Annotated in this window: 13 protein-coding genes; 6 read left to right on the top strand and 7 right to left on the bottom strand. The window is 70.6% G+C overall.

Features of this window, described 5'->3' with window-relative positions:
* The first annotated feature begins 61 nt into the window (after positions 1-61).
* Positions 62-238 (top strand): hypothetical protein, encoded by a 177-nt coding sequence (locus J2744_RS02980; RefSeq protein WP_209544329.1) that lies wholly within the window; start codon positions 62-64, stop codon positions 236-238.
* A gap of 47 nt (positions 239-285) precedes the next feature.
* Here the strand turns inward: J2744_RS02980 and J2744_RS02985 are convergent, their stop codons facing one another.
* Positions 286-1,353 carry a type II glyceraldehyde-3-phosphate dehydrogenase gene (locus J2744_RS02985; RefSeq protein WP_209544331.1) on the bottom strand — a complete coding sequence of 356 codons (1,068 nt, stop codon included), beginning with the start codon at positions 1,351-1,353 and terminating at the stop codon, positions 286-288.
* Positions 1,354-1,537: 184 nt separating this feature from the next.
* On the opposite strand from J2744_RS02985, the gene J2744_RS02990 reads away from it, so the two are divergent.
* Positions 1,538-2,488, top strand: coding sequence for an aminopeptidase (locus J2744_RS02990; protein WP_209544333.1), 951 nt, complete (start codon positions 1,538-1,540; stop codon positions 2,486-2,488).
* A gap of 392 nt (positions 2,489-2,880) precedes the next feature.
* On the opposite strand, the gene J2744_RS02995 is transcribed toward J2744_RS02990, so the two are convergent.
* Entirely contained in the window at positions 2,881-3,768 is an 888-nt protein-coding gene (locus tag J2744_RS02995) for an HVO_0234 family beta-propeller protein (protein WP_209544335.1), read from the bottom strand.
* Positions 3,769-3,910: 142 nt separating this feature from the next.
* Here J2744_RS02995 and J2744_RS03000 point away from each other — a divergent pair, with 142 nt between their 5' ends.
* The 3 genes from J2744_RS03000 (at position 3,911) to J2744_RS03010 (ending at position 6,521) form a co-directional block, all read left to right on the top strand.
* The gene (locus J2744_RS03000; protein ID WP_209544337.1) at positions 3,911-4,894 is read left to right on the top strand and encodes a nucleoside recognition protein; all 984 of its coding nucleotides are present in this window, start codon (positions 3,911-3,913) and stop codon (positions 4,892-4,894) included.
* A gap of 58 nt (positions 4,895-4,952) precedes the next feature.
* The gene (locus J2744_RS03005) at positions 4,953-5,117 is read left to right on the top strand and encodes a DUF7838 family putative zinc beta-ribbon protein (RefSeq protein WP_007345976.1); all 165 of its coding nucleotides are present in this window, start codon (positions 4,953-4,955) and stop codon (positions 5,115-5,117) included.
* A 117-nt stretch (positions 5,118-5,234) separates the two neighbouring features.
* Positions 5,235-6,521 (top strand): CaiB/BaiF CoA transferase family protein, encoded by a 1,287-nt coding sequence (locus J2744_RS03010; RefSeq protein WP_209544340.1) that lies wholly within the window; start codon positions 5,235-5,237, stop codon positions 6,519-6,521.
* A gap of 73 nt (positions 6,522-6,594) precedes the next feature.
* Here the strand turns inward: J2744_RS03010 and J2744_RS03015 are convergent, their stop codons facing one another.
* Genes J2744_RS03015 through J2744_RS15290 form a run of 4 tightly spaced genes read right to left on the bottom strand, consistent with a single transcriptional unit; the run spans position 6,595 to position 9,122 of the window.
* A complete protein-coding gene (locus J2744_RS03015) occupies positions 6,595-7,515 on the bottom strand; it encodes an HpcH/HpaI aldolase/citrate lyase family protein (RefSeq protein WP_209544342.1) in 921 nt (306 codons plus the stop codon).
* Positions 7,515-8,558, bottom strand: a complete 1,044-nt coding sequence (gene aceA / locus J2744_RS03020) for an isocitrate lyase (RefSeq protein ID WP_209544344.1) — start codon at positions 8,556-8,558, stop codon at positions 7,515-7,517. The genes J2744_RS03015 and aceA overlap by 1 nt, the downstream gene beginning before the upstream one ends.
* A 4-nt stretch (positions 8,559-8,562) precedes the next feature.
* Positions 8,563-8,793 carry a hypothetical protein gene (locus tag J2744_RS03025; protein WP_209544971.1) on the bottom strand — a complete coding sequence of 77 codons (231 nt, stop codon included), beginning with the start codon at positions 8,791-8,793 and terminating at the stop codon, positions 8,563-8,565.
* A complete protein-coding gene (locus tag J2744_RS15290; RefSeq protein ID WP_245203158.1) occupies positions 8,790-9,122 on the bottom strand; it encodes a hypothetical protein in 333 nt (110 codons plus the stop codon). Before J2744_RS15290 ends, J2744_RS03025 begins: the two co-directional genes overlap by 4 nt.
* A gap of 288 nt (positions 9,123-9,410) precedes the next feature.
* Here J2744_RS15290 and thiL point away from each other — a divergent pair, with 288 nt between their 5' ends.
* The gene (thiL, locus tag J2744_RS03030) at positions 9,411-10,322 is read left to right on the top strand and encodes a thiamine-phosphate kinase (RefSeq protein WP_209544346.1); all 912 of its coding nucleotides are present in this window, start codon (positions 9,411-9,413) and stop codon (positions 10,320-10,322) included.
* A gap of 354 nt (positions 10,323-10,676) precedes the next feature.
* On the opposite strand, the gene J2744_RS03035 is transcribed toward thiL, so the two are convergent.
* Entirely contained in the window at positions 10,677-11,819 is a 1,143-nt protein-coding gene (locus tag J2744_RS03035) for a thiolase family protein (protein ID WP_209544348.1), read from the bottom strand.
* Positions 11,820-11,827: the final 8 nt, after the last annotated feature.

Here is an 11,827-nt window from a genome sequence, read left to right on the forward strand (position 1 = left end):
ACTTTCACTTTCACTCCGCGGATGGCTCGCTTATAGGGGCGCTCCGGACCGATCCGGAGGTATGAGCGCAGTCACCGCCGACCGACCGCGGTACGCGACGCCGACGCGCGTGGATGTCACCGAGTGCCGAACCGACCGCCTCCCGGACCGGGTCCGTGCGAACCGCGTCGACGGCAGCGAAGTCCACCTCGAACGCCGCGGCGGGCGGACGTTCCTCGTGACGCGACCGGCCGAGTGACCGCCAGCTCCGGCCGGTAGCGGGGTGGAAAGGACCGATCGCGAAAGTCAGTCGTCGGCCGTCAGCCCCGTGTGTGCCAGTTCCCCGTTTCCGAGTCGGCTGTCGAGACCCACGCCGAGCGTCTCGTTCGTGCGCGCGACCGACTCGGCCGCGTCGGCGTCGGTCGCCATCGCTCGGATCGCGTCGACGTTCTCGGGGACGACGTCGGCCTCCTGGTGGACGTTCTGAAAGAGGTACAGGTCCTGTCCCGTGACGCTTATCGACTCCTCCCAGACGCAGTTCTCCCAGAGGTCGCCGCGGGGACGCCCCGCGTCGGCGGCGTACTCCTTTAACGCGCCGGCGCCGTCGATGCCCGCGGCCTCGGGGACGAGGAAGATCCGGCCCTCGTCGGCGAGCAGGTCGCGGACCGCCTCCGGGTCGGGGTCGGTCTCCAGCGTGACGTTGACGCTGTGGGTGTGCATCCCCGTGACCGGCGCCTTCAGCGCCGCGGTGTCGACGGCCACGTCGGGGAGGATCTCGTTCACGTCCGGGCCGTGGTGTGAGGGGACCGTCGCCGGGTCGGGGACGATGTCGTTTATCGGACCGCGGTCGGTCTCGCTCGGGTCGCCGCCGCGGCGCACGAGCGTGACGCGCGCCTTCTCGACGCCGAACGTCTCGTCGAGCGGCGCGAGCAGCCGCGAGAGCGCGGTCGTGTTACAGGAGACGACGCGGACCGTCTCGGCGTCGCGGGCGGCTTCGAACCGACCGCGAGCGTTGAACGAGGCGTCGGCGACGGCGGCGTCTTCGCCGCCCTGAAAGACGGCCGGCGTGTCGTGGGCCTCGTAGACCGGCGCGTTGCGCTCGCCGACGCCGGAGGGGGCGCAGTCGACGACGACGTCGACGGCGTCGAGTAGGTCGCCGAGGGTCCCGGCCAGGTCCACTCCGGCGGCCGCGAACTCGTCGGTGCGGTCCTCGACCGCCGCGTACAGGTCGTAGCCGCGACGGGCCGCGGCTTCGACGCCGTAGTCCGGCGACGCCTTCGTCACGCCGACGAGTTCCATGTCCGGCTGGGCCGCGACGGCGTCCGAGACCCGTTTCCCGATCGTACCGTAGCCGTTGACGCCCACGCGTGTCATATCCGCCCGTCGCTGCGGAACCGACATAATGTTTTCGAGAACAGCAAAATGAAATTAACTACCCCGCGAGTAAGCAGTCGGTTAATTCGACGGCGATCGACACCGGACGTAAATAATTCAATTACGGAATGGAGTAAAGGCGGCGATGACAAGCCCTAACGCCCGGCCGTTCGGAGACGGGGGCATGGCAGCCGACCGCTCCGACGCCGCGGCGACCGCGATCGAACAGTGTCTGAACGTCTCCCCGGACGAGTCGGTCGTCGTCGTCACCGACGACGAGCGCGAGCCGATCGGCGAGGCGCTGTACGCGGCCGCGAGCGCCGTCACCGACGACGCGACGATCCTGCGGTATCCGCCCGCCGAGCAGCACGGGACGGAGCCGCCGGCGCCGGTCGCGGCCGCGATGCGGGAGGCCGACGTCTTCCTCGCGCCCACGACGAAGAGCCTGAGCCACACCCGCGCCCGCGGCGCGGCCTGCGACGCCGGCGCGCGCGGCGCGACGCTCCCGGGGATCACCGAGGACGTGTTCACGACCGGTCTCGACGCCGACTACGCCGCCATCGACGCGGCCTGCGACGACGTGCTCGACCAGGTCGCGGGGGCCGACGAGGTCCGCGTCACCGCGCCCGCCGGCACGGACATCACGTTCGGGATCGGCGACCGCGAGTGGCTCGCGGACACCGGTATGGTCCGCGAGCCGGGCGACTTCTCGAACCTCCCCGCGGGCGAGGTGTTCGTCGCGCCCGAGACCGCGACCGGGACGTTCGTCGTCGACGGCACGATGATGCCGCACGGCCTGCTCGACGAGGACCAGGAGCTCGCCTTCGAGGTCGAGGACGGGTTCGTGACCGAAATCGCCGACGACGCGATCCGCGCCGACGTGGAGGCGGCCGCGGAGGAGGTCGGCGACGCGGCGTACAACCTCGCGGAGCTGGGAATCGGGACCAACGTCGGCGTCGAGGCGCTCGTCGGCTCGGTCCTCTTAGACGAGAAGGCGGGCGGCACCGTCCACATCGCGATCGGCGACAACGCCGGGATCGGCGGCGAGACCGACGCGCCGCTCCACCTCGACGGCATCATCCGGGATCCGACGGTCTACGCCGACGGCGAGCCGATCGACCTACCGAGCGCGTAGGAGCGCTCAAGGCGGGAACGAGATCGTCCATTTATACCTGAACGAGGCGGTGGCGTCGCCGGCGGCTCTGCCGCCGGCTGCAAGAGGGACCTTCGGTCCCTCGCTGGAGTCAGTCGCCGGAGCGAAGCGACGGCGACTGACGAGGCTGGGGAGGCGCGAGGTGCGGTCGCTGTGCGGGGCGGGGTGGGACTCAAAGGGGCAGCCGTGAGGCGGGCGCACGCTCGCTGTGCTCCTCAGTCGCTCACTCCGTTCGCTCCCTGCGGTGCTTGCGTCACCTGCGCCCGCCTCACGGCTGCCCCTTTGGAAGTGTTCACCGCCGACCTGCTGAATCCCACTTATGAGCGATTGGCTGGGAATTTGGAGGCAGTTACCACCCATCTGCCAGCATCGACCTATTCCACGACCGCGAGCGCCACGCCCGCCACCTCGCGAACGCCGACCACCTGGTGGCGCCAGCCGTCTCCCGCATCCACGCAGAGCGTGCCCGCGTCCGTGACCGCGACCGAGATTCCCGGCCCGTACCCGAGCGCCACGACCCTCTCGTCCACCGGAAGCTCAGCGAGTTCCCACGTCTCGTCGTCCCACTCGCCGGCCTCGTCGGCGTGAACGACCAAGTCCCCGTCGACGATCGCCATCGCGTGGCCGTCGCCGTCGGCGGCGACCCCGTCCGCAGCGCTCTCCCGGACGCTCATCCAGCCGTTGCCGAGCCAGTAGAGTCCCGCGCCGGTCGCCGCGAGCGGCATCCCGGCGCCGGCCACGTCGCGCGCGTCGTCGAGACCGACGTCGTCGAGTCCGCCGCCGGAAACGCGGTACACCCCGTCCGCGGCCGCGAGGAGCGCGCCGTCGACCGCCCGCGGGTCCCCCACGGTTCCGATCCCGGCCGTCGACGCGACCGTCGTCCCACCCGCCGCGAACTCGACGCGCTCGATCGCGCCGTCCTCGCGCGCGACGAGAATGCCGCCGTCACGACCGCCGGCCGGTCCCACTGCGACCGCCGGATCGTCGTCGATCGACTCGAACGCTGGGTCGTCGCCGACCGCGGCGACCGTGAGCCCGTCGGGCGTGGCCGCGGCGACGAGATCCGGCCGCTCGTCGCGCGGGAGGACGGCGACGTCGCGAGCCGCGTCGCGGGCGACCATGTCGAACGCGCCGATCTTGTCGGCCGACAGCGAGACGCGGACGATCCCGGTCCCGGTCGCGACGTAGGCGTCGGTGCGGCCGGCGCTGCCCGCGTACACGCGCTTTTCGTCGATCGAGATGTCGTCCTCGGCGGGAGCCATCGCCCGGGGATTCACCGGCGGGAGGCATAAGCCCCGCGCGCCGGCGCCCGTCTCCCGTTCCGAGAGCCGACGCGCGTTCCGGCGGCCCGGGACGCCCGCGCGTTCCGACGGCCATTTGAGCGCCCCTCGCGTACGCCGATCCGTGCAGTCTGTCGCCGCCGACCTCTCGGTCCTGCTCGCGGACGTGGTCCCCCGACTGGCCCGGATCACGGCGTTCATCGCGGGCGGCGTCTTCGTCGCCAACGTCGCCGTCGCGTTCGGGCTGGTGCGGTACGTCGCCGGGATCGCGGGGTGGCTCACGCGGCCCGCGAACCTCCCCGACGAGGTCGGCACGGCGATCCTCACGACCGCGGCGTCGACGACCGCGGGCTACGCGACGCTCGCGGAGTACCGCGAGTCGGGGCTGCTCGACGACCGGGCGACGCTCGTCGCGGTCGTGATAAACACGTTCTTCGGCTTCGTCCAGCACGTGTTCACCTACTACGTCCCGGTGTTGATCCCGATCCTCGGGGCCACCACCGGCGCCGTCTACGTCGGCGCGCGCGCCGGCATCGCGCTGCTCATCACCGTCACGGGCGTACTCGCGGGCGGACTCCTCCTCTCGGAAGCGAACGTCGACCGCTCCGCGCTCGCCGACGTCGACGCGACCGGTCCCGAGACCGACGACCGCACAGACCGGGAGCGCGTCCGCGACGCCGCCGAGAAGTCGTGGGGGACGCTCCGCCGGATCGTCCCGCGGCTCGCGGTCGTGTACACGCTCGTCATCTGGCTCGTCACGACCTACGACGTGGCCGCGCTGACGAGCGTCGCGGAGCCGATCACGAGCGTGCTGGGACTGCCGGGCGAGGCGGTGCCCGTCATCGCCGTGTTCACGCTCGACACGACCGCGGGCGCGGCGACCCTCGCCGGGGCGGAGGTCGGCACGTTCACCACCCGCACCGCGGTCGCGTCGCTGCTCATCGGGAGCATCCTCTCCTTTGCCGTCTCGACGTTCCGGCGCTCGATCCCGTTCCAGTACGGGATCTGGGGCGCGTCGTTCGGCACGAAGGTGATCGTCGTCAACACCGCCCTGAAGCTCGTCTTCATCTCGGCGACGGTCGCGCTGCTGCTCGCGCCGGTGTGGTGAAAAAGTCCGTTTCGCTCGAATCAGTAGGTTCAACATCGCCCCGGATCGATCGGCGCACATGGCGCTCGAAAAGGACGTGGACTGTCCCGCGTGCGGCGAGACCCGTTCGTTCTACCGGACCGCGGCGATGACGCTCCACCTCGGCGAGAAGACGAAGTGGCGCTGTCCCGACTGCGGCTACGGCTACGTCGAGATCGACGGTATCGATACGCTCCCGGCCTGAGACGGCCCCTCACACGCGATTCTCTCCGCCGCGTCGACGCCGCAACACTCAGTAGCCTCGCGGCTAAGCCGGATCGCATGGACGGAACACGGCGACGGTCCGCGGAGGCGAGACCGCGTGGTCGGTGAGGCGCGCGACCCCGAGAGCGACGCCGGCCCGCTCGACGGACTCACCGTGTTGGACCTCTCCCGTGTGCTCGTCGGCCCGTTCTGCACCATGCAGCTCGGCGATCTGGGCGCGGAGGTGATCAAAGTCGAACGACCCGGGCAGGGCGACCAGACCCGGACGTGGGTCCCGCCGGCGTTCAGCAAGGGTGCCGGTGGGAGCGGGGGGAGTAACGAGAGCGGCGACGACAACGAGAACGACGGCAGCGCGAGCGCCTACTACGTCAGCGTCAACCGTAACAAGCGGTCGATCCAGCTGGATCTGACGACCGAGGCGGGCCGCGCGGTCGTCCGCGACCTCGCCCGCGAGGCCGACGTGCTCGTCGAGAACTTCCGGGTGGGGAAGATGGCCGAGTGGGACCTCGACTACGGCGACCTCGTCGACGAGAACCCCGGACTCGTCTACTGCGCCATCTCCGGCTACGGCGAGTGGGGACCCGACCGCGACGAGCCGGCCTACGACATCATGATGCAGGCCCGCGGCGGCTTCATGTCGTTCACGGGCGTCGAGGGCGGCCCCCCGGTCCGGATCGGGGTCGCGCTCGCCGACGTCGGCGCCGGCATGTACGCGACGCAGGCGATCCTCGCGGCGCTCCTTGAACGCGAACTCGGCGACGGCCGCGGGCAGAAAATCGACGTGAGCCTCCTGGACGGGCAGGCCGCCTGGACCAGCTACATGGCGACGAACTACTTCGCCAGCGGCGAGCCGCCGGGGCGGATGGGGAGCAAACACCCGAACATCGTCCCGTATCGCGCGTTCGAGACGGCGGACGACTACGTCGTCGTCGCCTGCTCGTCGGACCGGTTCTGGCCGCCGCTGTGCGAGGCGCTCGACCGTCCCGACCTGCTCGCGGACGAGCGGTTCGAAAAGAACGAGGGGCGCGTCCGGAACCGCGAGGCCCTCGACCGCGAACTGGAGGAGACGTTCGCGGCGCTGTCGACCGACGAGGCGGTTGCGACCCTCAAAGAGCACGACGTGCCCGCGAGCCGCGTCCGCGACGTGAGCGAGGTGTTCGCCGACCCGCAGATCGAGGCGCGCGACATGCTCGCCGAGGCGGAGCACCCGACCGCGGGCACGGTGCGGTTCCCCGGCTCACCGATGCACTTCTCGCGGACGCCGACGACCGTCCGCCGACACCCGCCGGCGCTCGGCGAACACACGGAGTCGGTGTTACGCGAGTACGGCTACGGCGACGGCGACATCGACGAGCTGCGCGGACGCGGCGCGATCCCGGAGTAGCGACACCGACGAGCGCCCGGCGAACGGCGAAAACGGATGCTCGAGTGCCGCGTCGACCTCGGAGGCTCCCGGCTTACAGGATGCCGGCCTGCTCGGCGCGCGCGACGATGCCGCGGGCCATCTTGTCCGTCGCCTCGTCGACCATCTCGCCGTCGACCGAGACGGCGCCTTTGCCCTGTTCTTTCGCCTCCGCGTAGGCGTCGACGATCCGGCGGGCCTTCTCGGCCGCCTCGGGCGAGGGCGCGAACGTCTCGTTGGCCGGCTCGATCTGGCTCGGGTGGATCGCCCACTTGCCGTCACAGCCCAGCTGGCTCGCCCACCGACAGGAGTCGCGGAACCCCTCCGCGTCCTCGATTTCGGCGTAGGGTCCGTCGATCACCTGAAGTCCCTGCGCCTTCGCGGCATGGGCGATGCGCGCGAGCTGGTAGTGCCAGTAGTGGCCGGGGTAGCCGCCGCCGGAGCCGATGGTGAGTCCCGCGGCGCCGACGTTGGCGGTGTAGTCGCCGGGACCGAACACCAGCGACTCCAGGCGGTCGCTCGCGCGGGCGATGTCGGCGACCTTCGTCATCGCCTCCGGCGACTCGATCTGCGCCTGAAGCCCGATGTCGCCGACCGGCAGGTCGTTGTTCTCCTCGACCTGCGTCAGCAGGTTGTCGACGGTGGCGACCGTCTCCGGGTTGTTCGCCATCGGCACCATGATCGTGTCGAGGTACTCCCCCGCCCGGCCGACGACCTCGATCACGTCGTCGTAGAACCACCTGGTGTCGACGCCGTTCATCCGGTAGCACGGGCGGGTGTCGGACCAGTCGTACTCGATCAGGCCCTCGATGGCGTTCTCGCGGGCCTCGACCTTCTCCGAGGGCGCCACCGAGTCCTCCAGGTCGATGAACGCCTCGTCGGCGCCGGAGTCGGGCGCTCGCTCGATCATCTTCGGGTCGGAGCCGGGCGTCGCGAGCTGACTCCGGCGGAGGGTGACGTCGTCCGCCCCGCCCATCAGTCGTCACCTCCCTCGGAGGCCGTGATCGGGTCGCTCTCCTCGTCGGTGAACCCCGCGGACTCCTCCTGGCGCTCGCGCGCCTCGGGGTCGAACTCGGCCTCGATGTCCTGATAGCGCGGGACGAAGGAGAGCTCGTGGTGGCTCTCTGTCTCGTGGCCGATGTACCGCTCTTCGAGGTCGAACTGCGCCTCCTCGTCGTTCTCGGCGATGTTCTCGAAGTCCTCGTAGGCGGCGTGGGCGCCGGAGTGAAGCCCGTACAGCGTGATGAAGATGTACTGGTAGCCCAGGTCGCCCAGCTCCTCGAAGGTGAGCGGGTCCTCCTCCGCGCCCCACTCGAACGAGGAGGAGTAGTTGAAGGCGAGATCCAGGTCGGGGTGGGTCTCGTGGATCGTCTCGGCGTACTCGACCGCGTCCTCGCGGGACGGGTCGGGCATCTCCGGCCAGACGAGGTCGACGCCGGCGTCGGCGTAGATCCGGCCGCGTTCGAGGTGCTCCTCCCAGTCGCCGTTGGCGGAGCCGTACGCGTCGGTGCGAGCGATGATGACGGTGTCCTCGCTCTGCTTGGCGTCGACCGCGGCCTCGAAGCGCGAGCGCGCCTGCTCGCGGGAGACGATCTGCTTGCCCGCGATGTGGCCGCAGCGCTTCGGCGAGGTCTGGTCCTCGATGTGGATCGCGGCGACGCCGGCCTTCTCGTACTCGCGGACCGCGCGCCGGACGTTGTGGACCCCGCCGTAGCCGGTGTCGCAGTCGGCGATGACGGGGAGGTTCGTCGCCTCGACCATGCGCTTGGCGTTCTCGACCATCTCGGACATGGTGACCATCTCCAGGTCGGGGAAGCCGAACTGGCCGAGGACGGTCGAGTAGCCGCTCATGTAGGCCGCGTCGAGACCCGCCATCTCGGCGAGGCGGGCGTCGAGCGCGTGGTAGATCCCGGGCGCGAACGTGTAGTCCTGCTCCTCGAACAGCTCGCGGAGCCGGCGGCCGGCCGGGTTGTCGATATCTCTCGTGAAGACGTCGTCGTCGAGTTCGTTGGGATTCATCGGATTACTGCGTGGTGGCGTCGTCTGCGGTGCGGTTCGTCGTCGTCCGTCGCCCGTCGGCGCTGCGCCCCTCGGCGTTGTGCCCGCCGGCGGTGCGGGTCGCGGACGTGAACGCCGTGGCGTCGGGTCGCGGGCCGTCGCCGGTCCCCGCCATCGGGACGGCGCGGCGGAACGAGCCCTCGCCGTTCGGTCGAGTCGAGCGGTCGCGGGGGCGTCGCGTCGCGTTCGTCGTCATCGCGATCCCCCGTCCGTCCGCGTCCGCGAAGCGGGACGCAGGTCGGGGACGAGCGGGGCGTCGCGCTCGCCGTCGGTCGGCGGGCGCGTGGGCTGGCGGGTGTCGGTCCCCGGCTGCGAGCCGGACGATCGCGTCCTCGTCGCTCGGCGGGTCGTGATCGTCGGGACCAGCGGCGCACCCGCCGCTTCGGTGAGCGGGGTGCGGCCGGGGACGGTCCGCGGAGAAGTAGCCGGATCGGGTCGGCCGGTCGAGCTCGGATCGCTCGATCGGGCGGTCGTGCTGTCGGTGCGTTGGGTCGTGTCGTCGGGCGTGTCGTTAGGTGTCGTCATCGGGTCGTGTGGGCGGTTGCGGCGGTCGTCTGGTGGTCGGGTCTGTGCGTCGGGTCACTGCGTGCTCGGATACGGGTACTGCCATTGCGACCGGTACGATTCGGAGGATGGTAATAAACATAATGATTGATAATGATAATATTCGTTATGTTGTTTTACCCGATTAAATGTTCCATGATAACGCGCAACATGGGAAACGTGAACGGCACAAGCAAGACGGCGTCGACGACGAGGGTGACGACGGGTCGGACCGATCGCTTATTGGTCCCGCCGCGCGGAGCGTAAGGAGTGAACGAGCGCGACGCCCTCCGGGCCTTGGCGGCCGACCTCCCGCACGCGGGCGACGACGCCGCCGTCGTCGACGGGACGGTCATCACGACGGACATGCTCCACGAGCGGACCGACTTCCCGGCCGGGACGACGCGGTACACCGCGGGCTGGCGCGCGGTCGGCGCGTCGCTGTCGGACGTGGCCGCGATGGGCGCGGCCGCCCGGGCCGCGGTCGCCGTCTACGCGGACGAGGCGTTCGACCGCGAGGAGCTGGACCGGTTCGTCGCGGGCGCGGTCGACGTCTGCGAGGCGGTCGACGCCGAGTACGTCGGCGGCGACCTCGACGAGCACGTGGAGTTCACGACCGCGACCACCGCGATCGGCCGCGTCACCGACGCGGGAGGCGTCACCCGGAGCGGGGCGCGACCGGGCGACGCGCTCTGCGTCACCGGTGAGTGGGGCCGGTCCGCGGCGGCGCTCCGGCTGTTTACCAAGGGAGAGGACGCGGCGGTCGAGCGCGCCAACGAGCTGTTCCGGTTCACGCCGCGCGTGGCCGACGGGCTGGCGCTGGCGCCGAGCGCGACCGCGATGATGGACTCCTCGGACGGGCTGGCCCGCTCGTGCCACCAGCTCGCCGAGGCGAGCGCGGTCGGGATCGAACTGGACCGGGACGCGGTTCCGGTTCATCCCGCGGTCGAGGAGGTGGCCGGGGATTCGGCGGAGCGGTTCGAGCTGGCGGCGCACTTCGGCGAGGACTTCGAGCTGCTCTGTGCGGTGCCGGAGGAGGAGGTAGCGGCGGTCGGTGCGGCGTGTCCCGCCGGGCTGACGCGGATCGGGACGGTGACAGCGGAGCCTGAAACGGGGGCGCCCCGCGTCGTCGCCGACGGCGACCCGCTTCCCGACCGCGGCTACACGCACGGCGACGAGTAGCAAGTCGACACAGATTCCGCCGATGTGCCGGCCGCTCGGCGATACATGATTGGAACCGCTGTCGCCAACCACTCCGAAGCCCCTGTCGCGAGAACTCGGGGGCCTCGCTGCGGTCCTCGGTCGCTCGCGCCGCTCGCTCCCTGCGGTCCTTACGTCGGCCGCCTTCGTCCTCGCGACAGCCCCTTCGAGTCCCACCCCGCACCGCACAGCCCCGCACCTCACGCCTCCCCAGCCTCGTCAGTCGCCGTCGCTTCGCTCCGGCGACTGACTCCCTCGCGCGTGCTCCTCGCGGCCGCCAGGGGCGGCCGCTCGGAGGCGCGCGCCACCGCAGAAATGTACTGCTTTTCGCGGTTCCTACCGCAGGAACTCGATCGCGGCGCCCTGCCCGAACCCGACGCAGAGCGTCGCGAGGCCGCGGTCGGCGTCGCGCTTCTCCATCTCGTGGAGCAGCGTCACGGGGAGGCGAGCACCCGACGCGCCGAGCGGGTGACCGAGCGCGATGGCGCCGCCGTTGACGTTGTAGATTTCCTCGTCGATCCCGAGCTCGCGTCGTGCGTACTCGCACTGGGAGGCGAACGCCTCGTTGAGTTCGACCAGGTCGTAGTCGTCGATGTCCGTGCCGGCGCGTTCGAGGAGGCCGCGAGTGGCGGGCACCGGCCCGATCCCCATCACGGTGGGGTCGACGCCGGCGACGCTGTTCGTGCCGACCTCGGCGAGCACGTCGAGTCCGTGCTCCTCGGCGAAGGCCTCGCTCGTCACGACCGTGAGCGACGCGCCGTCGGAGATCTGCGAGGAGTTCCCGGCGGTGACCGTGCCGTCGCCGGTGAAGGCGGGCGGCAGGTCGGCGAGCTTCTCGGCGGTCGTGTCGGGACGGATTCCCTCGTCTTCCTCGACCAGCCCCTCGTCGGTCTCGACCGGGACGATCTCGTCGTCGAAGCGGCCCGATTCAGTCGCCTCGGCGGCGCGCTGGTGGCTGCGGGCGGCGTACTCGTCTTGCGCCTCGCGGCTCACGTCGTACTCCTCGGCGACCTTCTCCGCGGTCATCCCCATCTGGAGCTGGAAGACGTTGTACGTCTCCGACAGCTCGGGATGGAGGTGCTGGTAGGAGTCGCCGTCCATCGGCACGCGGCTCATGTTCTCGACGCCGCCCGCGATGATGCAGTCGCGGTTCCCCGCGGCGACCGCGTCCGACGCCGAGATGACCGCTTGCATCGAAGAGGCGCACCAGCGGTTGATCGTGGTGGCGGGCACCGACTCGCCCAGCTCCGACAGGAGCGCGATGACGCGCGCGACGTTGTTGTCCTGCTCGGTCCGCTGCTGTGCGACGCCCCACATGAGGTCGTCGACGTGGTCGCTCGTCAGCCCCGTCTCGTCGAGCGCGTGGTCGATGAGCGTCGTCGAGAGGTCCTCGCTGCGGACGTCCTCGTAGACGCCGCCGTCTTTCCCCTGCGGCGTTCGGTAGGCGGCCGCGATCACCGGCGTACTCTCGTCTGTCATGGTCGATC

This window comes from Halorubrum trapanicum (genome assembly GCF_017873555.1).
Lineage (GTDB): Archaea > Halobacteriota > Halobacteria > Halobacteriales > Haloferacaceae > Halorubrum > Halorubrum trapanicum.

Excerpts from the sequence above, each read along its gene's own strand:
- J2744_RS03035 (WP_209544348.1), bottom strand. The coding sequence starts at position 11,819 with ATGACAGACGAGAGTACGCCGGTGATCGCGGCCGCCTACCGAACGCCG.
- J2744_RS02995 (WP_209544335.1), bottom strand. The coding sequence starts at position 3,768 with ATGGCTCCCGCCGAGGACGACATCTCGATCGACGAAAAGCGCGTGTAC.
- J2744_RS02990 (WP_209544333.1), top strand. The coding sequence starts at position 1,538 with ATGGCAGCCGACCGCTCCGACGCCGCGGCGACCGCGATCGAACAGTGT.
- J2744_RS02980 (WP_209544329.1), top strand. The coding sequence starts at position 62 with ATGAGCGCAGTCACCGCCGACCGACCGCGGTACGCGACGCCGACGCGC.
- J2744_RS15290 (WP_245203158.1), bottom strand. The coding sequence starts at position 9,122 with ATGACGACACCTAACGACACGCCCGACGACACGACCCAACGCACCGAC.
- J2744_RS03015 (WP_209544342.1), bottom strand. The coding sequence starts at position 7,515 with ATGGGCGGGGCGGACGACGTCACCCTCCGCCGGAGTCAGCTCGCGACG.
- J2744_RS03025 (WP_209544971.1), bottom strand. The coding sequence starts at position 8,793 with ATGACGACGAACGCGACGCGACGCCCCCGCGACCGCTCGACTCGACCG.
- J2744_RS03005 (WP_007345976.1), top strand. The coding sequence starts at position 4,953 with ATGGCGCTCGAAAAGGACGTGGACTGTCCCGCGTGCGGCGAGACCCGT.
- J2744_RS02985 (WP_209544331.1), bottom strand. The coding sequence starts at position 1,353 with ATGACACGCGTGGGCGTCAACGGCTACGGTACGATCGGGAAACGGGTC.
- aceA (WP_209544344.1), bottom strand. The coding sequence starts at position 8,558 with ATGAATCCCAACGAACTCGACGACGACGTCTTCACGAGAGATATCGAC.